The following is a 25,964-nucleotide window of genomic DNA, read 5'->3' as shown; positions in this document are numbered from 1 at the left end:
CAAAAATGACTAATGTGAAAACTTTGAATAAACCACTTTTTTATCTATTTATTATGTTGATGATTGCTGTTGGTTTATTTTTCATTCAATCTGGAACAGGTTTAGCTGAAACAAATCCAGATCAAGATCTTAGAATAAAATATTTTGAACCTGACTTTAACACTGGAGAATTAGTTGAGACTGTCGAAAGCGAAAGTGGAATCATGTCGGAGTCAATTTCAAGCAGACCCCCACTAGAGGATTTTCTCCCACTTAATTCCTATGAAGAAGGTTTTCCTTCTAATACCTATAATTCTAGAACTACGTTGCAAGGGCTAGATCATGTTGACTTTATACCTGTCAAATTTAAAGTCGAAGATAGTGAGTATGCTACCTATTTAGATACAGAGGATTTGTTTAAAATAAATGATAGGCTTAATAAAAAAGATCCTAGTATAGACACTTTTATTGGCATTTATGACCCAGATACAGGAAATGTTGTTCAAACTTTCCCTCCTAACCCTCCTGATACATTGATACTTCTATTAAATAAAAACTCATATTATGCTCAAGGTATTACTGTAAAGGTTGAAAACTGGTGGGATTTATATACCCAGGATTTTGCAACACATGGTGGTAGATCGCAATATCGTTTTATGGAAACACGAGGAATAACCGAAGGTTATAGTTTAGAGTTGGGTTGGTCAGTAGGGTTAGAAGCAGCAGTGAAAACACAAATGTTTGGTTCTGGGACTACATTCACCCTTAGTGTTGGCCACCAGGGGAGTCGAACATGGGAACAGACATTAACCCAGTCAACCTCATTAAGTAAGCATTTTAATTTTGGAGAAATATCTGGAGGTACTCCTTATGTTTTTGGACTTTATGAATGGATAACTAGATATTATACGAATTATAATACTTCGTACAATTTTGTAGAATTGGGACAAGATATTGATTATTTTATTCACCAAGAAGATGTACAGGACTTTAATATGACTTATCAAACTGGAACTTTGGCTGCGGTGGAAATACCAGAACAGCCTGCAATAGATCCAAGCTTACCAATAGTACATGATTTTTCAGCAACAGGATATCGCGATCAAGTAAGTGTAACACTTAAATGGGATACACTTGTTGAAGGTGATTTAAATCGAATTGATGGATATAAGATTTTTAAAGAAGTGCCGGGGGGTGCTGATCACTTAATAGCCATTGTAGATAAAAATAGTTCAGATTTAATTATTAGTCAAGGTAAAACAAAGTGGAAAGATTATGGAATAAGACCTAATTCGTATAATACTAATTATTATGTTAGAACTTACAAAGATGATCCTGTATTAGGAAATAAAATGTCCAATAAAAGTTTAATAGATCCAGCAAATCTTAAAGTAAATAGAGTAGTAAATTTCACATCAGTGCAAGGTTCTTGCGGTATAAATTTTTCTTGGACTGATCCTGCAACTAGAAAAGTAGGGGAGCAAACCTTATATCAGTTATGGCATAGAGACTTAGACACAGAAACTGAAACTCTAATTCTTAAAACGGCGAGTGAAACGGGTATCAATTACGTTGATCAAACCATAATGAATTCACCCAATTCAGAATTTTGGGTAATAAAAGAAGTCATATACGCCGGGGACTCTCTCACATCTACATTAGCATCTAGTACAAATCGTATTACAGTTAATATACCAGATGGAGCATATTTATTCACCAATGGAGATTTTACAGGTGAATGTATCAGAGCTGATGTAGGAATTTATAACGTATCTGATCTAGATTTTCCAAATGATGAGTTATCTTCTATACTCATAGCTGGTGATTATTATGTTACAGTTTACGATGATATCGATCAGGACAGTCCTCCTAGTAGAATTAAGACTATTTTTAAGGCACATCAATTTTTGGAAGACGTTTTAGGTCCAGGAGATAATGCGGTGTCCTCTCTTATTGTAAGAGAAAAATTAGATGGGGTGTATCTATTCACGGGACCGTCTTATACTGGATATTATAATCTTATTTACACTCCATATGATGGTCATAGATGGATAACTGATTTTGGTATACCTGATGATGCATTATCTTCATTCAAAATTGTAGGGGACTTAGCACCCATACTTCAGAAAGGAAATGATATAACAACTCGAAAAGCATTCTCACATTCTGTAGAAGATCTATCGGCGGAAACTTGCAGCAGTGGTACTTGCGATAACTTTGCAGATGGTATAATGTTATGGAAAGGGGAAGGGGTGTGGCTATTTAATGGTAGTCATTATGATCATTCCTATGATTTTGGTCATATAGCCGTCGATCCAGGTCAACATATTAAACAAATTCCAAGGTTAAATACTATCCCTAATGATACGTTGAGTTCTATCCTGTTCATTGGTGAAGATTATGGAGCTGCATTATATGATGCGCATGATTACAACGGAACTCGTTTTGCTACCAGTAACAACTTCAATGAATTAGCCGATCTACCTGACTACCCCATGCACAATAGAGTATCGTCTATTAAAGTTTTCAAAGATGGATTATTTTTATTTGATGACAGAGCGTGGAAAGGAGATATGGTGAGACTTGGAGTTGGAGACTATGATAATTTAATGGATCATAGCTTTAATAACAGAGCATCTTCAATGTTTCTAACACCTGATTATAAGTATGATTGGTTCGAAAATTATAACTTTGATACAAGTTCAGCTCATGAGATTGATAAAAATATTATTCATGGTTACATTGGTGATGATGGTGAGCCAATAAGGGATAATACATTATCTTCTATAAGGGTATATAAAGATCGAGCACCCGTTATTATGGCACCGTAACGAACTGGTTCAATATTCAATAATGGAATAGAATCTAATAACCAGAGATCGCTTTGATTTTACGAATTATGCTATACGAACAGAATATATTATCATGAGTTTGGGCAGACTTCACCTAATATTGGTGAGTCTGTCCTTTTTCTTATATCAATTTAATTTTATCAGAATTATAAATTGATACACCAAACAATAGATTTTTATACATCAACAGACATTCAAAACTTTTCATACAGAACAATTCTTTTCAGGTGCAACTGTTAAAAGAGGAATGAACTCAAATATTTCTGTACCGTTTATTAAAAAGGGGATGGACAAAAACACCCTAATCTTAAAACCATTTATTTCTATTGATTAATACGTACTATTATTGTAAGATGTTATCACATACTATAGATGTAGTATTTAGCTCTGTAAACCATTGCTGTAAACAATATAAGGAGGTGATTTCAATGAAAGATTTTATAAAAATATCAGAAGCTGAATGGAAAATCATGAAAGTATTATGGAGAGTTTCACCATTAACTTCAGCTGAAATCATCGAAGCATTAAAAAAAGATACGAGTTGGAGCCCTAAAACAATTCATACACTCATTAGTCGATTAGTCAAAAAAGAAGCGATTGGCGTGAAAAAAGGTTCCCGATTCAAGTTATTTTCCCCTCTTGTTACTGAAGAGGAGTGTAAGAGTTTAGAAGCAAAATCATTTTTGGAAAAGGTATATTCTGGCTCCGTTAAAATGTTTATTGCTAACTTCATAAAAGATGAAAAACTATCTCAAGAAGAGATTGAAGAATTAGAACGCATACTGGAAGAAAAAAAGAGGTAACATCCCCATTAAAGGGAGGCTAACCAATGGATATAACATTATTATTTAAAACCATTTTAAACTTATCTTTGATGGGCAGTGTTGTCATAGGAATCATATTATTGGTTAAATTAATTTTTAAAGATAAGCTGAATCCCCATTGGCATTACTATATTTGGTTTCTTGTTATTTTAAGACTCATCATTCCGTATACACCAGAAAGTTCAATGAGTATTTTCAATTTATTTCCGCAAGTACCCCAAGAGATTGATTCCATACAAGATATAAGTAATACAGCAAATGTATACGATGATGGAGTCACAAATTCTATAATACCAGATACGAATGAAATTATTCAAGTACATGACCCACAACCTTTTCATATAGATCAAGAAAATGGAGCCTTTAAATTGAATTACGAGATATTAGGCATCATTTGGATTATAGGTGTAGTCACTTTAATGTTAACAATTCTCATTGTAAATATACGTTTTCATTGGAAACTTAGAAAACAACCAAGATGCAAAGAGGTTGAATTCATTCAACTTTTAGAGAATTGCAAAAATGAAATGAAGTTGAGAAATAAGATTACCATGATTTATGTTGATACAACAAACACTCCTTCCATCACGGGATTGATTCGTCCCAAATTATTACTGCCAAAAGAAATCATGCATCAATTATCATATGAAGAGAAAAGATATGTCTTTCTACATGAGCTTGCACATTTAAAAAGGAAAGATATTTTTATTAACTGGATTGCTTTATACGTTCAAGTGATTAACTGGTTCAACCCTTTGGTTTGGTATGCTTTTTATAAAATGCGTGAAGAGGCAGAAGAGTCATGTGATGCATCTGTTTTAGCTCATCTTAAGAAATCCGAGCATGTTGAATATGGGAAAACAATTCTTAATTTCTTAACAAAATTATCAAAACCAAATTTGATGCCTGTAACGATGGGAATAGCAAACAATAAAACAACAATACAAAGAAGAATAATGAGAATTGCAATGTTTAAAAAAACATCATTTAAAAAATCTGTTGCGACTACTGCATTAACCGTAGGAATGGGTTTAGTGGGGTTAACGAGTGCTTTAGCAGGTCCACAAATATTTAACGAAGAAATAATACTTAAACAAGCAGAAGAATTAGGTATTGAAACCGATGGTAAAACGCTTGAAGAAATAAATGTAGAAATTGAAGCAATTACTGACGCGGCAAGAGCAACAGAAGCAGAAGCAAGAAAAATGGAAGCAGAAGCACAAGCACTTAAGCAGGCAAAAGAGCTAGATATAGATACAGTAGGTAAAACGTTGAACCAAGTAATGCAAGAAGTAAATGATGCATTATTTCTTAAGCAGGCAAAAGAGCTAGGTATAGATACAGCAGGTAAAACGGCTGGACAATTAGATGAAGAAGTTCGCAAATTACAATTAGTAAAACAAGCAGAAGAGTTAGGTATTGAAACCGATGGTAAAACGCTTGAAGAATTAACTGGCAGTCATTGATGAAAATTCTCTTGACCCTAGGTTTACTGAAACATTACTAGAAGATGCAGGAGCAGCAGGTATTGAAACCGATGGTAAAACGATTGAAGAAATACAGGATGAACTTAGTAAACTATGAAGGAAATTAATTAAAGAATGTAAGAATAAAGAGACGAATTAAATAAATAGTACACTTATATTAAATCCAGCTTACTCCATAGATTGTGAATTTAAAGAAAGAACATCACATTATACGCATTGAGTAGCTTAATAACCAAATAATCTTTAATACTTTCAACTGCATCATATCATGGTGATAACTAAAATATGGATATGAAAAAGAGTTTGAAGAAATACAGGCGAAAATTGAAGCAAGCAAAATTTATTGACCCAATATAAGAAAATGTGAAACAATCTGTTAATATTATCGATTGGTAGACCAGACGTCACAATGGATTTTGTACAATAGTCGCATTAAGCTGTAGGTTTTAGTCTCAATAGAAGATAGAACGTGTATATCCTTGGCATTTTATTGAAACAGTTAAAATAAATGCGAGTCTATTTATCTTTTATTAACTTTATAAACACAATAAGTTAAAGGATAAATAAAGTAGAATTATTAGTCTTATCTATCCTTTTTAATGTTATGTCTCCGTTACTCTCATCTACTAACAAACAGGGCATTTTGTTGAAGTCCCGCTACGCACTCTCATGACTTCAGTCAGTGGCTAAATTCAATGTCATTCTTTCTAATAAGGTTATTACTGAACGTTCGTAATCTTGACCTTTTTGAACTATTTTATAAATGTTTCGGTAGACTAAAAGTGCAATTTCCAAAAAACTTTGAAAACATTTATCGTGAATGGAAAAGTGGTGAGATCACTGCCGTAGAAGCATTTAAAATCTTAAATTAAAAAAACTACTTTCTATAAATTAATTAAAGAATATGAAAGTAATCTTCAAACAAACGGTTTATAGGAGTTTTGTGGATATATACCTTCCATGGATTTTTTACATATGTTGCCCCTTAAAGTTCTTTTGGTGGTCATAGCCCTACCGACATTAGAGAAACCGAGATCCCTACAATCAGTATTAGATTTAATTTTGATCATGGAGAAATTGTAAAAATAACTCTGCTGTTCTTGTTTTCAAAATAGTCGAGTGTGTTATGCATATAAACTCTCTCTCGATAGGATAGTTTTTGAGTTTGATTGGTGTGATTGTGTTTAAAATGATTTCTTTTTGAATTGCTGATTTTGAAATGATCGAAATTCCTAAACCTGCTTCTACCGATTCTTTTATGATTTGGGATGTGCCGAATTCCATGACTGATTTTGGTGAGAATTGAAAATCATTAAATACCTTATCTACTGTATTTCTAGTCCCTGAACCTGGCTTTCTTAAAATCCATTGTTCATTATGCAGCTGCTCAAATTCAACTTCCTTTTGTTGAGCTAATGGATGTTTAGAGGAAACGATAACAACTAATTCATCTTTTGATAATGTAAATGATTCTAACTCAGTAAAATCAATATGATCTTCAACGATACCAAGCTCTATTTCATGATTAATGACATGGTTAACAATGTCTTGTGAGTTTTTAATTGTAATATGAGGTGTAACCATAGTGTGTTTTTCTGTGAATCGTGAAATGATTTTAGGCAAGTGATACTCTCCAAAAGTATAACCAGAACCAATATGAAGGGGACCGCTAGGGATAAGTTTTAAATCATCTATTAATCTCTGGACATGAGCATATTGATTTATAATATTTTTAGCATGGAAATATAAAATTTCTCCTGCTTTAGTTAACCTTACGAATTTATTTGTTCGTTCAAATAATTTAATTTCGAACTTTTCTTCTAGTGTTTTTATATGGATACTTACTGCAGACTGAGTTAGATGTAGTTCTTCAGCCGCACGGGTAAAATTCTTTTTTTCAGCTACAGCAATAAAGATATGTAAATGATGATCCATTTATTGTCACATCCTTCCTATCATTAATATTTTTCATCATCAATATAATTATAATAAATTATTTAAAATTATTTTAATTATACACAAGAAATCATTTTGAATAAAGCTTCGAATGGAAATGGTAATTTTTTTGGACAGATTGATAGCGGTTGAAAATAAAAATAGTTCCCGGCGGTACAGGCGAGTGGGATTAACATTTCTATAACAGGTATAAATGTAAGAGGTGACAAAGTTCAGCAAGAAGAAAGGTTTATGGATCATTCATAAGAGGAAGCCTTTGTCTAATATTGTTGTTCATCCATCAGGACAGGCGTCATCCGGAGGCTATTTTGCCACAGCAACCGATTAAAATAAAAAATGTTTTCCTTACCAATATAAGCGCTTTTCTATTGGGTACTATCAACTATGGTGCGATTCCATTTTTCCACTATTATCTGTCGCTTTATTTGAAGGAACGGAGAACAGCTTGCGTCTACTGTTGCCACTAATGATTGGGATAAGCATCGGCGTCATCCTCTCGGGTAGAATGATGCAAAAGCATCCTTATAAGAAGTTGGCGGTAAGAGGGTGGCTTCTTACTTCTGTCGCCCTTTTTTCTATCAGCTTAATCTTTACTGATATTGGAGTAATTTTCATTTATTTCTTTGCTTTCCTAACGGGATTTGGAATTGGAAGTGTCATGCCGACCTTCATGCTTCCCGATCAGAATGCAGTGTCTGAAAACTATCAGGCGACGGTTGGTGGAATGATCCAGCTTAGCAAGAATATAGATGGAGCAGCAGGTATCCTCGTTTTATTTCCCTCTTATAAAGGACTTTTCCTGAAAACATTTGACAAAGTATTACATAGTAATATTTTACCTAACTGTATTAATAGAAGGTGATTTTTTCAGCTTATCAGTATCCAAATAATACATAATATGTTTACATTTGGAGACAATATTTCGTACTATGATCCTTTTAACTTGTAAAATACACTGGAGGGTATAATGGTATATTCAAAAAATAAAAAAAATGAGAAGATATCATACTTAAACTATACGTTTATGAGTGAATTACAAAATGAACTTATCTCCATTTCATTTGATGAAAATAAAAAAAAATTAAAGACCATTCTAAGTGATCGTTCAGACATAACCCTAGAAGAATTCCAAATGAATAGCAAAATTAGAGCGTTTGTTGTGATGATCTCTGGGTTGGCAAACCCTGAATTAGTATATAATACGATGTCATCTATAATGAACTCTAATTGTTCCAATATAAAAGAACTGAAATCATCAGTACTTCCTTTCTGTCCAGTTCATGAAAGTGAAAATATGGGTGATTTTATACTACAAATCTTAAGCGGAGATATGGGGATTTTGATTGAAAATCAAAATTCTGGAATAACTCTAGGAGTTGGTGATGCGGAAATTAGAACCATCAGTGAACCAGTAAATGAAGCTACTATACGCGGACCACGTGAAGGTTTTATTGAAGATTTAAGAATTAATACATCCATGATAACTAGAAAGATTAAAAACCCTCACTTAAAAGTAAAGAAATATCAAATTGGTCGTCGCACGAACACTGATGTAGCATTAATTTATATAGATGATATTATTGATCCAAGTTTAGTTAAGGAAATGGATCGAAGATTAAATTTAATAGATATTGATGGGATATTAGACAGCCATTATATAGAGGAAATGATTCAAGATCATACATACTCTCCATTTCCTCAATTTAAGGTTACTGAGAGACCAGATACTGTTGCAGGAGCATTATTAGAAGGCAAAATTGCCTGTATAGTCGATGGATCTCCAAATGTGATTATTGCTCCTGAAGTTTTTATGAATTTTATACAAGCGAGTGAAGATTATTATCAACCATTTATTATGTCCACTTTAGTTCGTTGGTTAAGATATTTATTTCTATTCTTTGCATTAACATTACCTGCTTTTTATATTGCACTAACAACATTTCATGAAGATGTTATTCCTACTAGTTTATTACTAAGTATTGTAGCTGCACGTGAAGCTATTCCATTTCCCATAGTCATAGAAGCATTGATCATGGAAATTACTTTTGAAGCTTTAAGAGAAGCGAGTGTACGTTTGCCTAAAACCATTGGTCAGGCTGTTAGTATTATAGGTGCTCTAGTTGTAGGTGAAGCTGCTGTTAGTGCTGGGATTGTTTCAGCACCTATAGTAATTGTTGTATCTTTAACAGGAATTTCCTCCTTTATGATTCCCGCGTATAATGCTAGTGTCTCATTGCGAATTCTACGTTTTCCAATTATGTTTGTTGCAGCATTATTTGGTTTGTTTGGAATTTATTTATGTATATTAATTTTACTTGGTCATTTAGCCCAGTTACGTTCACTAGGTATTCCTTACCTTGCTCCTGCAGCTCCCTTATCTTTTAAAGACTTAAAAGATACCTATATTGCTTCACCGTGGCCATTCATGAAAACCCGGCCACAATATTTAACGGTACAAGATGAAAAAAGAATGGGGGATCAACTAACAGAAATCATCAAGAAACAAGGTGGAATCAAAAAAAAGAATGAATAATACAAAGAAACACCATAAATTTAAAAAAATAACCCTTATTTTTTTTATATTTTCTCAGCTTTTTTTCCTTATTGGGTGTTGGGATGTAACTGATCTTAATGACCTTGCCATTGTACTAGGATCTGCAATTGATTTAGAAGAGAACAATATGTACCGATCATCTATACAAATAGCAGTTCCAAAATTCATAAGAGAGCCAAATACAAGTCAAAGTTCTAGTGATACATCATACATCGAGTCTGACACAGGTCGAATACTTAGAGAAACCGAATCCAAGACACAAAGAAGATTGTCACAAAAACTCACTTTTGCACACCGCCGTGTATTGTTAATCGGTGAAGAATTAGCAAAAAATAAAGGCATTAGAGATGTACTTGATGGACCGACCCGAAGACCTAGAAACCAATTATCAGCATCTCTAATAGTAACAAAAGGAAAGGCTTACAACCTATTAAACGCAAAACCAATGTTTGAGAGTTATTCTGGAGAGACTTTAGATCGTTTAGATGAAGTGAATGATATCTTCTCATTAAATTTCCTAGGAGCAGCACAAGCAATAAGTTTAGTTGGCAGTGATCTTGTTTTACCTTATATGGGAACAAAGAAAATAAAATTTTCACAATCAGAAGAAGTTCAGATATTAGGTTATGCTCAATTTCGTGATGATAAAATGGTAGGCAAATTTGAAGCGGAAGCAGCACATGGATTAATATGGCTTAAAAATAAGATTTCATCTTATAGTGTCATACTTAAAATATCCGAAGATGATTATGTAACTTATTCTATAAAAAATGGGACAACGAATATCGAACCAATAATTAGAAATGAGAAAATCCACTATAAAGTAGATGTTTGGTGCAATGCGAGTTTAATTGAAGATTCTTCAGGAGCAGATATTACAAAGACTAAAAATATAAACAGGTTAAATCAAAAGCTAGGGAATCATATTAAAGTTGCTATTCAAGAATCCATTGACATCATTAAAAAAAACAAAGCAGATTCAGCAGAACTGGGTTTAAAATTAAAAAGAAAATATCCTAGAGAATGGAAAGAAAAATATAGTAAATATTGGAATGAAAAGATTCCCAAATTAGAATTTTCTATAAATGTTCAAGCAAATGTTATAGAAACAGGGCATGTAACTGAAGATATTACTCAAAAGGAAGAATTTTAATGAACAGTTCAAATGTAGTACTACTAATTACAATTTTTTATTTGATTACTATCATTTTCGAAATAAAGTTTTTTAAACAGCTTCAAAAAATTGAAAGATACATTTTTATTGGCATACATGTAACGATTATGATTATATTTGTGACTCAATATTTTAATATTGAGATTCCAGCTCTAACTGATTTTTTTATCTATATCGTTTCGCCATGGATTTCGTCTTGGATGGAATAAAATAAAAGGAGGGAGAATAATGAATTATCAACAAATTATTAATATGAGACAATTAGCGTGGATCGTTGCAACTATCATAATTACTAGCAGTCATCCGCGACTCACTTTTTTTATTACACATCAAAACGCTTGGTTCACATACATACTCCCTCTAATTTACGTATTTTTCATTACATTTATATTTTATGAATTAGCAAAAGCATTCCCAGGTAAAAATATATTTCATATATCCTTTGAAGTATTGGGTAATATAGGAGGAGGTATCATTAATGTAATTATCATCATATATATTTGGTTAATGTTAATTCGTCATGTGGCTTTTCAATCAGCTTTTATTGATTCCTCCTTACTTGAACTTACTCCTCAAATCATGATTTATTTATTAGTCATTTTAGTATTTATATACTTTGGGAGAACGAGTTTTGAGGCAATTCTCAGAGTGAATGATATTCTATTTCCAATGACTTTAATTGTAACTATGGCATTACCTATCTTACTTTCAAATAAAATTGACTTTTCTCGCTTGACACCGATATTAACAGATGGAGCAATGCCTTTAATAAAATCAAATTTTTTATTTATCGGAGGGTTCTCTGAAATCTTTATCTTAGGGGCATTGTTACATGCTCTTTCCGTACCAAGACAAATTCATTCAGCTATTCGTTTTGGGGGGATTCTTTCCTTTGTTATGATTACATTAATTACAGTGTTAGAAATTGTTGTATTAGGTCCATCAGTCGCAGGTAAATTAACGTTTCCATTTTATATGTTAGCTGGACAAATCGAAATTATAGATTTTCTGGAACGGATGGAAGTTATTGTGGAAAGTGTATATACGTTTTCTTATATGATCAGTATGGTAGTCATGTTTATTTCTGTACTCATTGGTTTAAGCAGCTTTTCCAAACGCGGTGATTATAGTGTATATTCATTCTCTATTGGTTGGTTTGTGCTCGCTACAACGGTTGTATCTTTTGAAAATATTACAGAAATTTTTTCTTTTAATATGAGTTCATTTTCTATTGCTATTGTTGTACAAATTCCTATCTTGACCCTATTATTTATTATTTCTAAAAGGAAAAAATACCGTATGAAAAAGTACAAGTCTGGTAAAAAAGAACATCATGTTGGAAGAAAATGTCGTATTTTTACAAACGGGTTATTGATCATTTCCATTCTATTCATTGCACTTGGAGTAACTTTTGGACAAGATTATATATTCTTAGGGTTTGTGGCTGGTACTGGTTATGCCCTATGTATGATTAGTGCACTCATTACATCTTTAATGGAAATGAAAACAAGCAAACAATTAAGAGGGGAGTAGTGCTAGGAAACTAAGTAATATTGTTATTATTTCTAAAAAATGGTTAGTGACAGTGATACAAGTCCAAAGGTACTAGCCCCATTTTCTCCAGTAACAATCATCCACGGGATCGCAATCACAGTAATGCCTGATCCTATGGATGAAAAAATATTCGCAGTTAATATTTTCAGGAAACGTTTATCTTGAACAATCAAACTCATTGTCTAGTACTTCTTTGTACACTATGCTGCATATATACTTGGAGTTCTTTCATCACATCATCCACTTGATTCATACCTTGTGCTGTCAATTGTTTGTTTTCCATATCAAATCGATCTGGATCTAAAACTAATTGTTTAGGAATAACATTTGCATATATACCCCTTGCAACAGTACGCATATTACTTAATGCATTAATTCCGCCTTTTCCTCCGCCACCAACTGCAATGAGTGCGACTGGTTTATGTTCGAATTGTGAACTTCCCAAGAAATCAATAGCGTTTTTCAATGCACCACTCATACCACTATGATACTCAGGGGATGTTAGTACGACACCATCAGCGTCATAAGCTAATTTTCTTAATTGTTTTACAGAGTTGATTTCATCCTGATCTTCCTCACCGTTATACATTGGAATACTACCATCGCTTAAATCTATCAAATCCGCATTGTATTTTTGAGAAATGTACTTCCCTATCACACCAGTTCTACCAAACTTTCTAGGGGTTCCATTAATGACTAATATTTTCATATTCATTTCTCTCCTTAAATTAACTTTAAAATAATTTTTTTATAACGACATCTTAAAAAGGATCTCATTGTATTAACTATTATAAATCATTCTGTATATTTTAACCTCATTATAATGGTTTATATTATTCTACGACTTTAGTCGTAGTAGATTGTGGGTTATTAAAGTTTATGCTTTACCGCAAATAGAGCAGCTTGTGTTCGATCCGCTAAATGAAGTTTTGACAAAATGTTGGATACGTGTGTTTTGACTGTTTTTTCTGTGATATTTAAACAGTCTGCAATCTCCTTATTGCTTTTACCATTCGTAATTTCAGATAAAACTTCCCTTTCTCGTTTAGTTAACTGCTCAACCAAGTTATTCTCTTTTTTTTGATCTGTCATATGGGACATCATGTGTGACATTGCTTTAGGATGGACATGGTTTTGTCCAAGATGCACATTGCGAATCGTTCTTACAAGTTCGTCTGGCTCAACGTCTTTTAATTGATAACCAGTTGCACCAGATTTAATGGCTGGAATGACATGGTCTTGATCTGAAAAGCTTGTTAAAATTATAATTTTCATATGTGGATTTTGTTCTTTGATGGCCTTTGTTGCTTCAATACCGTTCATAACGGGCATCATCACATCCATTAAAATAATATCTGGCTGCAATTCATTTGCTAGTTCAACAGCTTCTTTCCCATTTTCTGCTTCCCCTAGAATTTCGATATCTTCTTGTGTGCGTAGAAAAAAATATAACCCTCTTCTTACGACTTTATGGTCATCAGCGATTAATACTTTAATACCCAAGTTGTTCCCCAACCTTTCGTTTCTTCATTTTACTGAATGTGTATCGATATAGGTTTTTGTCATAGGAAGCCTCACCTTTAGCAGTGTTCCTTTTCCTGAGACACTTTGAATGATCACTGTTCCTCCAAACAATTCAGCTCTTTCACACATACTTTTTAGACCAAGAGATGGACTATGCTGTTCGTTGTTTAAATTAAATCCGATACCTTCATCACGAATATTCATCTCAACGTTTTTATTATCACGGTTAAATTCAATCCATACTTCAGTCGTTTCAGCATGTTTTTTAATATTGTTCAATGCTTCTTGACCGATCCGCCATAAACATTCTTCCATTATACTAGGAAGCTCTCCTACACCATGAACATCAGCAGATACATTTAAATCTAATACTTTCCCATATGCCATTAGTGCGCAAACAATACCTTCCTCTAAATCTTGAGGACGGAGTTGCCATATTAGTGCACGCATTTCCTTTAACGCATCTTGGGAAAGCTCCTGCATGTAATTTAACATTTCATGAATGTCTTGATCCTCAGTCATTTCTTTTGTTCCCCTGACCGTCAGTACTAAAGAAAATAGAAGTTGATTGACTGAATCATGTAAGTCTCTAGCTAATCTATTACGTTCTTGTATTAATGCAAGTTCGTGCCCTTTTTGGTTTAAACGTGCATGTTCGAATACAATGGCTAAATGTTGGCTGAGCTGTTCAATAATATCTCGATCAATATCGTCTAAAGAGGGGTTTGAAATACTAACACTCCCTGAAGTTTCTCCAAGATTAAAGGGCTGAGTAATGGTTGTCATTTTTTTACTGGAACCTATTTTTTCCTCATGTTTTTTTTCATTGCATTCAATCTGGACCCGGTTATATTGAAATTTAATTTGTATTAATGAAGCGGAATATTCTAATCTATAATTTTCATTACGGTCTCCATGTAAGGCGGTAGTGACTTCTCCTAATTTCTGGAACATAGAGGCTCTTTTTTGATCTCGATTCATAAAGTTTAATCGTTTTATCGCAGTTCCGATTTGAATGGCTACGGATTCTAATAATGCTAACTCTTCTTCATTAAATTCCAATTTGTTAGGTGATGCAACATTTAATAACCCGAATTTTTCGTTGCCCGCTTTTAAAGGAACTGTAGCGTGATGGGTGACGTCTTCAGTATCTCCCCACTCATATTTTATCGCGTCATCAATTCTTTTACATTCTATAATATTGGCTGCTTTATCCAATCTTCCATCATGATATCGATCAATACACCAGCAGCTACCTTCACACATATGCTTTTTATCTTCGTGACATAAAGCAGGTGGGAGGTCATAATCTGTCACTAGTTTAAAATTTCCATCCGCATCAATGAAATAGATCCAGCCTGTTTTTAAGTCCATTATATGAATAAGTTCTTTTAAGACGGATTGCAGCATCTTATTAAGATCGGTTACTTGATTTATCGTTTGTAAAATGACCTTTAATGTCGTTAATTTTTGTATGTTTTTTTCGTTTACCATTCATTTCACGTCCTTACATATCAATGTAATGTCAGGTTCATTACAAGCAATTATTCTTGATCCAAAAATATTTTGCGTACGTACGCCCACCTCTATATGTGTGGGATCTCCAAATCAGGTGGAGTAGAGTCTCCATCTCATTTCTCGATGTTTAAGCAAAGCTTAAACGAGTTCACTGTTAATAGGGGTAAAACGCACTAATATTTTAAGTATAATGGACTGAGTGACATGAGTGCAAAAAGAATTTATCTAAAAAATAAAGATAATTGCAATTGTAAATGGTAAATATCAAAAATAAAATACTCCCTAAAAAATACGGGATAAATAAAAACAAAAAAATGTGGCAAGCTAATATGGATCAATGAGGGGAAAGGGGGGAAGTCAGTGCATACTGGATCCATTTCAACCAAAGAGCTATCTTACATATGCGATTCTTTGAAGAATGAGGAATCAATTGTGAAACTTAGTGTACATGGAGCGATAGAATGTCAAAACCCACAGTTGAAACAGTTCTTTAATAATCTATCACATGAACGTTTTCAGGATTTTGGACAATTAATGAATGTATTAAATCATAACCAATATTCATAAATCAAAAGAAAAGGAGGACTATTAAATGTATCATCAACCTACAACGAATATGAGTCAACAAATGGGACAGCAACATGTTGCTTTACCAGATAAAGATATGGCAAATCTAGCTTTGTCAGAACTTAAAAGAATGGCAAGAGAATATACGACAGCATGTCTGGAATCTGCAAATCCAATGGTTCATCAAAATTTTAACCAATTACTTCAGAAGACACTTGCAGATCAGGCACAATTATTCCAAATTATGAGTCAACAGGGTATGTATAATGCGACTCCAGCATCCATGCAGGAAATTGAAAAAGAGCAGCAAAAATTTAATCAATGTGGTTATGAAACACAACAGTTTATGCAGCAATATTTAGGCGGCGGACAGTCATCTGGTATGATGGCTTCTTCAAATCAGCCTTATCAACCATCGACCCAAATGCGTATGGAACAAAACACTTCAAACTTCGGAGCAATGGGTACGATGCCACCAGGAGCTGCTTCATCCACAATAAGTACAACAAGTGCAAATATTAATCAATCAGAAAGTCCTCAAATGAGAGTAGGCAATAAAAAATACTTAATTTAACCTTTGTATTTTTAAATAAATCGTGATTTTTAAACACTCTGAATTTTTTTCATTTCAGGGTGTTTTTTGTACGTTCCTCAATCAACGACTCTTCCTTTAACACATTAAATGTATCTTAATCTTTCACTCATGATGTATGTGTTTGACACGGTAGAGCGGGTACTTTAGACTGAATTTTAGGGAAAAACAAACAAATCTTCACTTTTGGAGGTTCATTTTGATAGACACAATTAAAAATTGGAAACACATTTTTAAATTAGATCCTGATAAAAAAATATCTGATGATCATTTGGAAAAAATATGCTTTTCTGGAACCGATGCAATCATCGTTGGGGGGTCAACTGGAATCACTTACGATAATACATATGACCTATTTTCTAGAATTCAGCAGTATCCTATACCTTCTATATTAGAAATTTCAAATCAAGATGCAATTGTTATAGGTTTTGATCTTTATATGATTCCTATTGTTTTAAATGCTTCTGATCCAGATTGGATTATTGGCAATCATCAAAAAGCAATTAAAAAGTACGGAGATATCATTCCATGGGAAGATATTTTGACAGAAGCCTATGTTTCTTTAAATCCAGACGCTACAGTTACAAAAGTAACAAATGCCTCTACAGATTTAGATGAAGAGGATGTACTCGCTTACGCTAGATGTGCAGAGCAATTACTTCATATGCCTATTTTTTATGCTGAATATAGTGGTGTATTTGGAAATATAGAGATGTTGAAAAAAGTAAAGAGGGTTTTAAACAAAACACAGTTTTTTTATGGTGGCGGAATAAATACTGTACAAAAAGCACAAAAGGCAGCCGAAGCTGCGGATACGATCATTGTTGGAAATGTCATTTATCAAGATATAGAGTTAGCGATAGAAACTGTGAAAATTAAAGAGGAAAGTTCAAAGTAATACCTTCAAAAATACAAGAACGTGCATTCGCTTGCATGTGTTATAATAAATATAGATACGTCCGTCTTAAAAATGAACACAAACAGTATAAGGGAGAAAGTCCAATTTGGACGTTAAATATCCAATTAGGAAGGTCTGAATATATAAATGAATGAAACTTTTGATATATTTAAATCGATAGAAAGTTTAAATGAACAGCAAAAAAAAGCAGTTGAAACAATAGAAGAACCATTATTAATTATGGCAGGCGCTGGGAGTGGTAAAACAAGAGTGCTTACTCACCGCATTGCCTATTTAATTGCCTCAACAAAAGTAGCACCTTGGAACATCCTTGCCATCACATTTACTAATAAAGCTGCTAGAGAAATGAAAGATAGGGTAGAAAGTTTGGTAGGCCCTACAGCCAATGACATTTGGGTTTCCACTTTCCATTCAATGTGTGTAAGAATTTTACGCAAGGATATAGAAAAGATCGGTTTCACTTCTAATTTTACAATTTTAGATTCTACAGATCAGTTATCCGCAGTGAAAAGTTGTATGAAGGAATTAAATATAGATAGCAAAAAATATGAACCTAGAGCAGTTTTATCTGCTATTAGTACAGCTAAAAATGAACTCATTTCACCTGAAAGATATGAGAGTACAATTGGAGATTATTATCAAGGTGTAATTTCAAATGTGTATACGTTATACCAGAAAAAATTAAAAAAGAATAACTCTCTAGATTTTGATGATTTAATCATGAAAACCATTGAGTTATTTCAAAAGGAAAAGGAAGTACTAGAGTACTATCAATATAAATTTCAATATATTCATGTGGACGAGTATCAGGATACAAACCGTGCGCAATATTTGTTATGTCAAATGATTGCAGATCTGCATCAACGGATATGTGTTGTTGGAGATAGCGACCAATCCATTTATAGATGGAGAGGTGCAGATATTACGAATATTTTAAACTTTGAAAAAGATTATCCAGATGCAAAAGTCATATTATTAGAGCAGAATTATCGCTCTACAGCCAATATTTTAAATGCAGCGAATGAAGTCATTAACAACAATAAAGGACGTAAACCTAAAAAGCTTTGGACAGATCAAGGCGAAGGTGAAAAAATCCACCTGTATAAGGCAGATTCTGAGCATGACGAAGGTTATTTTATTGCAAATGAAATTAAACAAAATCATGAAAAAGGCATCAAATATAAAGATCACGCTATTTTATATCGTACAAATGCTCAATCACGTGTGATTGAGGAAATATTAATTAAATCAGATATTCAATACCAGATTATTGGTGGAATTAAATTCTATGATCGAAAAGAAATTAAGGACATATTAGCTTATCTTCGCTTAATATCCAACCCCAATGATGATATAAGTTTTCAGAGAATTGTAAATGTACCAAAACGGGGTATAGGTGCCGCTTCGCTGGACAAACTGGAAGCACAAGCAGCGATGGAGGGCAAATCCATTTTTACATTGCTGGAAGATTTAAGTGCTGTAGATCTTAGTTCAAGAGCCAAAAATGCATTGCAACAGTTTAAAATACTAATAGATAACTTAAGTTCTATGACGGATTATTTATCTGTAACTGAATTAACTGAAAAGATGTTGGAAATGACTCAGTATAGAGAACCTTTTATACGTGAGAACACCATTGAATCTAAATCCAGATTGGAAAACATAGATGAGTTTCTTTCTGTAACGATGGAATTTGAAAAACGAAATGATGACCATTCATTAGTTGCTTTTTTAACAGATTTAGCCTTGATTGCTGATATTGATACGTTAGATGAAAGTCCATCAGATAACGAAGATGTCTCTGCCGTCACTTTAATGACAATGCATAGTGCAAAAGGTCTGGAATTTCCTTATGTATTTGTAGCAGGTATGGAGGAAGGTGTATTTCCACATAGTCGTACTTTTGAAGACGATGAAGAGCTGGAGGAGGAAAGACGTTTAGCTTATGTGGGAATTACTAGAGCGGAAAAACAACTGTTTTTGACATGTGCGAAAATGAGAATGTTATACGGTAGAACGAACTCAAATGCACCTTCAAGATTTTTGCAGGAAATACCTGAAGAGTTAATTGTAGATCAATCACCTATAAGAGAATATAATTCATTTAGCCAGTCCTCTTATGGTACGCAGTCACAATATCGAACGAATTCATTTCAAAATTCAGGATCAACTACTTTTCAGCGCCAAAAACAGTCTTCACATGTCATTGCATCAGAAAAACCTGTTGGCAATTTTAGCATTGGGGATAAAGTATCACATAAAAAGTGGGGTACAGGTACAGTAGTTGCTATTAAAGGAACTGGGGATGATACGGAATTGCAAATCGCATTCCCTGCTCCAGTAGGTGTGAAAAGATTACTAGCTAAGTTCGCACCTATTACTAAGATTTAGCTACTAAGTATTTATTCCATATAAATGAAACGAGGGAATTCAATTCAATGGCTGATCAATTAAAAAAGATGGAAAAACTCATCGATGAAATTAATAAATATAATGTTCACTACTATACATTAGATCAACCACTAATAAGTGATCAGGAATATGATCGACTATATGATCAGCTTGTTGCTTTAGAAAAAGAGTTAGGCGTTGTCTATCCTTACTCTCCAACACAACGAGTGGGAGGAGAAATTCTAAAGGGATTTAGTGAACATCGACATATCAATCGATTGTGGAGTTTGGATAAAGCACAAACCCACGAGGATTTACAAGCATGGTATAAACGAGTGATGAAACTTGTAAATGAATATAATGAAAAAAATTCTGATCAATTACTTCCTGAGCCTTCATTTGTTTTGGAGTTGAAATTTGATGGACTCACATTAAACCTAACTTATGATCAAGGACAATTAGTTCAAGCTTCAACGAGAGGAAATGGTGTGGTTGGTGAGAGTATACTTGCACAAGTAAAAACAATAAAAACAATTCCATTACAAATTCCTTATAGAGACGGGCGTCTAGAAATTCAAGGGGAAGGACTAATGTATCTCTCTGTGTTGGAAAAATATAATGAAACAGCGGATGAGCCTTTAAAAAATGCAAGAAATGCAGCAGCAGGTGCATTAAGAAACTTAAATCCACAGGTCACTGCAAGGCGTAATTTAGATGCGTTTATATATAATGTAGGTTATGCGGAACAAATTCAGTTTGAGGACCACCAAGAGATGGTTAGCTTTTTAAAAGAAAATCAATTTAAGGTAAACCCATATATTCATTTTATAGATCGTTTGGATGATGTGATTAATGAATTAGAAAATATCGATCAATTGAAATCTACATTAGATTATTTAATTGATGGTGCCGTAATTAAAATAGCGGATATGAGAACAAGAGAAGTGTTGGGATATACTGAGAAGTTTCCTCGATGGGCAATTGCATATAAATTTAAAGCTGAGGAAGCAACTACTACACTTGAAGAAGTGATGTGGGAGGTTGGACGTACAGGTAAAATTACTCCCGTTGCAAAAGTAAGTGCTGTAGATATTGGAGGAGTGACGGTACAAAGGGCAACTTTAAACAATGAAGGTGATATAGAAAGAAAAGGATTGAAATATGCTCTTGGATCTGAAGTGTATATTCGAAGATCTAACGATGTCATTCCTGAAATTCTAGGCAAAGTATCAGAAGAAAATGACGGTGCTGAAATCATCATCCCAGAACATTGTCCTTCGTGTGGTACTTTATTGGTGAAGAAAGGAGCTCATTTGTTTTGTGAGAATCAATTAGGTTGTAAACCACAGTTAATTGGACGAATGAGACATTTTGCTTCAAGAGATGCAATGGACATCGATACATTAAGCATAAAAACAATCACTCAGTTATATGAGGAACGTGAAGTTCGTGACCCAGCAGATTTATATGATTTGTCATTTGATGATTTAATTGATTTAGAACGATTTGGGGAAAAGAAAGCTAATAATTTATTAGAAGCGATTGAAGATAGTAAAACAAAAAATTTAATACATTTTTTATATGCATTAGGGATTCCAAACACGGGGATTACGACGACCAAATTAATTGCTGAGCATTATAAAAGTTTAGAAAATGTAATGAGTGCTACACAAGAACAGTTGGTGGAACTGCATGATATAGGTGATATTGTAGCAGATAGTATTGTTTCGTTTTTTCAAAATCCAATTATTAAATCAAGTATTGAGAGAATGCTTGATTCAGGCGTAAATCCTGAATTAGAAGTGGAACAAACGGGAGAGATTATAGATAACATTTTTAAAGACAAAACGATTGTCATCACAGGAACATTACATGAGTTAGGTCGTAAAGAAGCAGCAGAGGAATTAGAGAAGCTTGGAGCTAAAGTTACAGGAAGTGTTTCTAAAAATACAGACTTTTTAATTGCAGGTGAGAAAGCTGGAAGTAAGCTAAAGAAAGCAACGGATCTAGGCATTCAAATCCTAAATGAAATAGAGTTTTTGGAACAGATAAAATATGAACATAAATCCTAAATTCGTGTAAACAATATTACATTACTCTTATTAAATGTAAACATCAGATAAGACATTTAAACACAATGTGTAGAAAGAGGGTAACTTATGACACAAACGAAAGTGCAATCAAAATTGCAATCTAAAGTTCTATCTATACTTGAAGATAAAATTCAAATGATCAAAACTAAAAAAGGGGCTGTTTATTTAGTCGGTCCAATTCAGTTGCCTATTAATCTTTATGGAGAGACAGTGACGTTTCAATGGTATTGCTGGCTAAATTGTGAAGAAGCAACGGAAAGCTATGAGCGAATTATTGAGAAATTATCTTCTGTTAATTTAGCTGAGTTTCAGCAATCAAGTGTTTTGGTCTATGGTGACTTTTCATATGGTGATGATGCAATGGTAAGATTGCATTCAATTTGCCATACTGGAGATATATTTGGAAGTAAAAGATGTGACTGTGGATTTCAATTAAAACAGTCTATGAAATTGATTGTAGATAATGGAACAGGTGCTTTATTTTATTTAGCTAATCATGAAGGAAGAGGAATTGGTTTATTCAGTAAGGCCATGGCTTATATTTTGCAAGAAAATGAATACGATACTGTTGATGCGAATGAAAGTTTAGGTTTTGTTGATGACTCAAGAAATTATGATGATGCTATACTAGTACTTAAAGCGTTAAGATCAAAACCCGTTACACTAATGACAAACAATCCTAAAAAACTAGAGGCGTTGAGAAATGCTGGTCTAGAGGTTTCAGCAAGGAAACCGCTATGGGGAGATGTTTCGGAGTTTAATGAGAACTATCTTGAGACAAAAATAAAACGTTCAGGTCATTTAGAAGAAGAGGATAAGTGTTCGAATGACTAATAATGTTTATATGAAATTTAAACCGAATGCAGATCACTGCATTCGGTTTTAGTTCGTATTTTAGGAAAGCATGGATCTGACTAAATGCATGGGAGAGGTATCAAAAAAGGAAAAATAGTTTAACATATTTTTATGAGGAAAAAGCTCGTTGGCTATTTCTTTATTGCTCTTTCCTTCCTTATGCAGTTCCTTTATTTTTGCTTGGGATTCTTCTAAATAGTTGAGTTTTAATTGCAGTTTATGTTTGCCATCTTTCAATATCCCAGCATGACCGCAAAAAACTGTAGAAAAGTCATATGTTAGAAGCTTTCTTAAAGAATCCATTAATAGAGGCATATTTTCAAAGTTCCATATACTTTGTGGTTTAGCTAATACATACATATCTCCACTAAATAACCGTCCGTTTTCCTCATCCAAAAGTACGATATGATCATCAGCATGCCCAGGCGTATGAATCACTTTATATTTATATTTGTCTGTTTCAAAGGTTGAATTAAGTTTTGACGCATTAAATCCCGCTCGTTTCCCCCAAAAATATCTTCGGTAATATGGCATCTTTCCTTTTTTACTACATAGCTTCAGTCCTGATTGGTGAGCATATACTGGAATTTGTTTGTCTTTGGCGATCCAAGGAGCTAAACCAGTATGGTCCTCATGATGATGAGTAATAATGACTTGATTTATATTGTTTTGCTTTAAAAAAGGAATAGTATCTTTTTTTCCTCTGCGTGGTCCTGTATCCACCAATAAACCATCTATCATGTAAAAATAAACATTTACGTGAAAACCTATGGCAGGGACTACAGTTTTAGCACCTACAACATCTTCATGATGTGAGAGTTCAAGCATATATATTCACTTTCCTTATTCTTAAAGTTTTTATGCATATACTTATTATATTGAAAGAACTGCCAATTTTAAAGATGTTTTTAGAAAAAATGACTAATAAAGTTTTTTAGTTCAATATAAAAACTCTTATTGGAATAATTTCTCATTGCATTGAAGAGATCATTCATGGTATATTGTTTCTTGTCACGACAAAATTCTACAAAAGATTTTATGTGGAAATGTCGCGAAAATAAGTTCCTTGAAAACTGAACAAAATGAATCGATAATTACATTGAAAAGTAATGAGAATTATTTTTCAACCCGGATATATTCCAAATATAATTTGGAAGCACAGCAAGAATGAGCCAAGCGCTCTAACATAGTTGTAATCGAGAGATTGCAACCTTTAATGGAGAGTTTGATCCTGGCTCAGGACGAACGCTGGCGGCGTGCCTAATACATGCAAGTCGAACGAAGAGATTAAAAAGCTTGCTTTTTAATGTTCTTAGTGGCGGACGGGTGAGTAACACGTAGGTAACCTGCCTATAAGCCTGGGATAACTAGTGGAAACATTAGCTAATACCGGATAAGGTCGTTTCATCGCATGATGAGATGAAGAAAGAGGGTGTAAGCTCTCGCTTAGAGATGGACCTGCGGCGCATTAGCTAGTTGGTGAGGTAAGGGCTCACCAAGGCGACGATGCGTAGCCGACCTGAGAGGGTGATCGGCCACACTGGGACTGAGACACGGCCCAGACTCCTACGGGAGGCAGCAGTAGGGAATCTTCCGCAATGGACGAAAGTCTGACGGAGCAACGCCGCGTGAGTGAAGAAGGTTTTCGGATCGTAAAGCTCTGTTGCCAGGGAAGAGAAGGCAGATGTTAACTGCATTTGCTTAGACGGTACCTGAGAAGAAAGCCCCGGCTAACTACGTGCCAGCAGCCGCGGTAATACGTAGGGGGCAAGCGTTGTCCGGAATTATTGGGCGTAAAGGGCGCGCAGGCGGCCCATTAAGTCTGGTGTTTAAACTCGGAGCTCAACTCCGAGTCGCACTGGAAACTGGTGAGCTTGAGTGCAGAAGAGGAGAGTGGAATTCCACGTGTAGCGGTGAAATGCGTAGAGATGTGGAGGAACACCAGTGGCGAAGGCGACTCTCTGGTCTGTAACTGACGCTGAGGCGCGAAAGCGTGGGGAGCGAACAGGATTAGATACCCTGGTAGTCCACGCCGTAAACGATGAATGCTAGGTGTTAGGGGTTTCGATACCCTTGGTGCCGAAGTTAACACATTAAGCATTCCGCCTGGGGAGTACGGTCGCAAGACTGAAACTCAAAGGAATTGACGGGGACCCGCACAAGCAGTGGAGTATGTGGTTTAATTCGAAGCAACGCGAAGAACCTTACCAGGTCTTGACATCCCTTTGAACGCTGTAGAGATATGGCTTTCCTTCGGGACAAAGGAGACAGGTGGTGCATGGTTGTCGTCAGCTCGTGTCGTGAGATGTTGGGTTAAGTCCCGCAACGAGCGCAACCCTTAATCTTAGTTGCCAGCAAGTGAAGTTGGGCACTCTAAGGTGACTGCCGGTGACAAACCGGAGGAAGGTGGGGATGACGTCAAATCATCATGCCCCTTATGACCTGGGCTACACACGTACTACAATGGTCGGTACAAAGGGCAGCGAAGCCGCGAGGTGGAGCCAATCCCAACAAAGCCGATCTCAGTTCGGATTGCAGGCTGCAACTCGCCTGCATGAAGTCGGAATTGCTAGTAATCGCGGATCAGCATGCCGCGGTGAATACGTTCCCGGGTCTTGTACACACCGCCCGTCACACCACGAGAGTTTACAACACCCGAAGTCGGTGAGGTAACCCCTTGGGGAGCCAGCCGCCGAAGGTGGGGTAGATGATTGGGGTGAAGTCGTAACAAGGTAGCCGTATCGGAAGGTGCGGCTGGATCACCTCCTTTCTATGGAGAATATATCGAATTCATTTTGTTCAGTTTTGATGGTGCTTATATCCATCAAAATAAACCCAACGAAATTGGCTGCGGTGTAGTCCATTTTTTGGGATTCAGTATGGGGCCATAGCTCAGCTGGGAGAGCGCCTGCTTTGCACGCAGGAGGTCAGCGGTTCGATCCCGCTTGGCTCCACCATAGAGGCAAAAACTTCAAGAAATGGTTTGAAAAAACGGTTGACTGAAGAAAAGCAGATGTGGTAAGATATTTTTTGTCGCAAAAAACACCACAAAGGTGGATCAAGCGACTGATGTTCCTTGAAAACTAGATAGCGAAAGCAAAGAAGCATTAATTAGCAAATGGAAT

Annotated in this window: 20 protein-coding genes, 1 tRNA gene and 1 rRNA gene; 16 read left to right on the top strand and 6 right to left on the bottom strand. The window is 34.7% G+C overall.

Features of this window, described 5'->3' with window-relative positions; all coding sequences use genetic code 11:
• The first annotated feature begins 5 nt into the window (after window positions 1-5).
• The 3 genes from VQL36_RS20240 to VQL36_RS20230 all read left to right on the top strand — a co-directional run bounded on the left by VQL36_RS20240 (window position 6) and on the right by VQL36_RS20230 (window position 5,121).
• Window positions 6-2,810 (top strand): hypothetical protein, encoded by a 2,805-nt coding sequence (locus VQL36_RS20240; RefSeq protein ID WP_349251010.1) that lies wholly within the window; start codon window positions 6-8, stop codon window positions 2,808-2,810.
• A 449-nt stretch (window positions 2,811-3,259) separates the two neighbouring features.
• Window positions 3,260-3,634 (top strand): BlaI/MecI/CopY family transcriptional regulator, encoded by a 375-nt coding sequence (locus tag VQL36_RS20235; RefSeq protein WP_349251009.1) that lies wholly within the window; start codon window positions 3,260-3,262, stop codon window positions 3,632-3,634.
• A 26-nt stretch (window positions 3,635-3,660) separates the two neighbouring features.
• A complete protein-coding gene (locus VQL36_RS20230) occupies window positions 3,661-5,121 on the top strand; it encodes a M56 family metallopeptidase (RefSeq protein ID WP_349251008.1) in 1,461 nt (486 codons plus the stop codon).
• A 1,077-nt stretch (window positions 5,122-6,198) separates the two neighbouring features.
• Here VQL36_RS20230 and VQL36_RS20225 read toward each other — a convergent pair.
• A complete protein-coding gene (locus tag VQL36_RS20225) occupies window positions 6,199-7,077 on the bottom strand; it encodes a LysR family transcriptional regulator (RefSeq protein ID WP_349251007.1) in 879 nt (292 codons plus the stop codon).
• Window positions 7,078-7,564: 487 nt separating this feature from the next.
• Here VQL36_RS20225 and VQL36_RS20220 point away from each other — a divergent pair, with 487 nt between their 5' ends.
• The 5 genes from VQL36_RS20220 to VQL36_RS20200 all read left to right on the top strand — a co-directional run bounded on the left by VQL36_RS20220 (window position 7,565) and on the right by VQL36_RS20200 (window position 12,359).
• Window positions 7,565-7,960, top strand: a complete 396-nt coding sequence (locus tag VQL36_RS20220) for a hypothetical protein (protein ID WP_349251006.1) — start codon at window positions 7,565-7,567, stop codon at window positions 7,958-7,960.
• A gap of 105 nt (window positions 7,961-8,065) precedes the next feature.
• Window positions 8,066-9,631 (top strand): spore germination protein, encoded by a 1,566-nt coding sequence (locus VQL36_RS20215; RefSeq protein ID WP_349251005.1) that lies wholly within the window; start codon window positions 8,066-8,068, stop codon window positions 9,629-9,631.
• Window positions 9,624-10,805 carry a Ger(x)C family spore germination protein gene (locus VQL36_RS20210; RefSeq protein ID WP_349251004.1) on the top strand — a complete coding sequence of 394 codons (1,182 nt, stop codon included), beginning with the start codon at window positions 9,624-9,626 and terminating at the stop codon, window positions 10,803-10,805. The genes VQL36_RS20215 and VQL36_RS20210 overlap by 8 nt, the downstream gene beginning before the upstream one ends.
• Window positions 10,805-11,035 (top strand): hypothetical protein, encoded by a 231-nt coding sequence (locus VQL36_RS20205; RefSeq protein ID WP_349251003.1) that lies wholly within the window; start codon window positions 10,805-10,807, stop codon window positions 11,033-11,035. The genes VQL36_RS20210 and VQL36_RS20205 overlap by 1 nt, the downstream gene beginning before the upstream one ends.
• 19 nt (window positions 11,036-11,054) lie before the next feature.
• Window positions 11,055-12,359 (top strand): endospore germination permease, encoded by a 1,305-nt coding sequence (locus tag VQL36_RS20200; protein ID WP_349251002.1) that lies wholly within the window; start codon window positions 11,055-11,057, stop codon window positions 12,357-12,359.
• 32 nt (window positions 12,360-12,391) lie between these two features.
• Here VQL36_RS20200 and VQL36_RS20195 read toward each other — a convergent pair whose 3' ends face one another.
• The 4 genes from VQL36_RS20195 to VQL36_RS20180 form a co-directional block, all read right to left on the bottom strand.
• On the bottom strand, window positions 12,392-12,559 hold the full coding sequence (locus VQL36_RS20195) for a hypothetical protein (RefSeq protein ID WP_349251001.1): 168 nt from the start codon (window positions 12,557-12,559) through the stop codon (window positions 12,392-12,394).
• The gene (locus tag VQL36_RS20190; protein WP_349251000.1) at window positions 12,556-13,089 is read right to left on the bottom strand and encodes an NADPH-dependent FMN reductase; all 534 of its coding nucleotides are present in this window, start codon (window positions 13,087-13,089) and stop codon (window positions 12,556-12,558) included. Before VQL36_RS20190 ends, VQL36_RS20195 begins: the two co-directional genes overlap by 4 nt.
• A gap of 161 nt (window positions 13,090-13,250) precedes the next feature.
• Window positions 13,251-13,883, bottom strand: a complete 633-nt coding sequence (locus VQL36_RS20185; protein WP_349250999.1) for a response regulator transcription factor — start codon at window positions 13,881-13,883, stop codon at window positions 13,251-13,253.
• A 24-nt stretch (window positions 13,884-13,907) separates the two neighbouring features.
• Window positions 13,908-15,398 carry a GAF domain-containing sensor histidine kinase gene (locus VQL36_RS20180; protein WP_349250998.1) on the bottom strand — a complete coding sequence of 497 codons (1,491 nt, stop codon included), beginning with the start codon at window positions 15,396-15,398 and terminating at the stop codon, window positions 13,908-13,910.
• A 384-nt stretch (window positions 15,399-15,782) separates the two neighbouring features.
• Between VQL36_RS20180 and VQL36_RS20175 the strand changes: the two genes are divergently transcribed.
• From VQL36_RS20175 to VQL36_RS20150, 6 genes are all read left to right on the top strand, one after another.
• Window positions 15,783-15,989, top strand: coding sequence for a hypothetical protein (locus tag VQL36_RS20175; RefSeq protein WP_349250997.1), 207 nt, complete (start codon window positions 15,783-15,785; stop codon window positions 15,987-15,989).
• A 25-nt stretch (window positions 15,990-16,014) separates the two neighbouring features.
• Entirely contained in the window at window positions 16,015-16,563 is a 549-nt protein-coding gene (locus VQL36_RS20170; RefSeq protein WP_349250996.1) for a spore coat protein, read from the top strand.
• 217 nt (window positions 16,564-16,780) lie between these two features.
• Window positions 16,781-17,479: a heptaprenylglyceryl phosphate synthase gene (locus VQL36_RS20165; protein WP_349250995.1), complete on the top strand. Its 699-nt coding sequence runs from the start codon at window positions 16,781-16,783 to the stop codon at window positions 17,477-17,479.
• A 147-nt stretch (window positions 17,480-17,626) separates the two neighbouring features.
• A complete protein-coding gene (gene pcrA, locus VQL36_RS20160; protein WP_349250994.1) occupies window positions 17,627-19,891 on the top strand; it encodes a DNA helicase PcrA in 2,265 nt (754 codons plus the stop codon).
• 47 nt (window positions 19,892-19,938) lie between these two features.
• A complete protein-coding gene (ligA, locus tag VQL36_RS20155) occupies window positions 19,939-21,963 on the top strand; it encodes an NAD-dependent DNA ligase LigA (protein ID WP_349250993.1) in 2,025 nt (674 codons plus the stop codon).
• A gap of 87 nt (window positions 21,964-22,050) precedes the next feature.
• Window positions 22,051-22,818, top strand: coding sequence for a GTP cyclohydrolase II (locus tag VQL36_RS20150; protein ID WP_349250992.1), 768 nt, complete (start codon window positions 22,051-22,053; stop codon window positions 22,816-22,818).
• A gap of 60 nt (window positions 22,819-22,878) precedes the next feature.
• Here the strand turns inward: VQL36_RS20150 and VQL36_RS20145 are convergent, their stop codons facing one another.
• Window positions 22,879-23,667 carry an MBL fold metallo-hydrolase gene (locus VQL36_RS20145; protein ID WP_349250991.1) on the bottom strand — a complete coding sequence of 263 codons (789 nt, stop codon included), beginning with the start codon at window positions 23,665-23,667 and terminating at the stop codon, window positions 22,879-22,881.
• 385 nt (window positions 23,668-24,052) lie between these two features.
• Between VQL36_RS20145 and VQL36_RS20140 the strand changes: the two genes are divergently transcribed.
• Window positions 24,053-25,609: ribosomal RNA gene (locus tag VQL36_RS20140) — 16S ribosomal RNA — on the top strand.
• Window positions 25,610-25,720: 111 nt separating this feature from the next.
• Window positions 25,721-25,796, top strand: a tRNA-Ala gene (locus VQL36_RS20135).
• Window positions 25,797-25,964 lie beyond the last annotated feature (168 nt).

Origin of the sequence: Chengkuizengella sp. SCS-71B, from assembly GCF_040100845.1 — a bacterium.
Taxonomy (GTDB): Bacteria; Bacillota; Bacilli; order Paenibacillales; family KCTC-33759; genus Chengkuizengella.
This window is presented reverse-complemented; position numbering and strand designations above follow the sequence as displayed.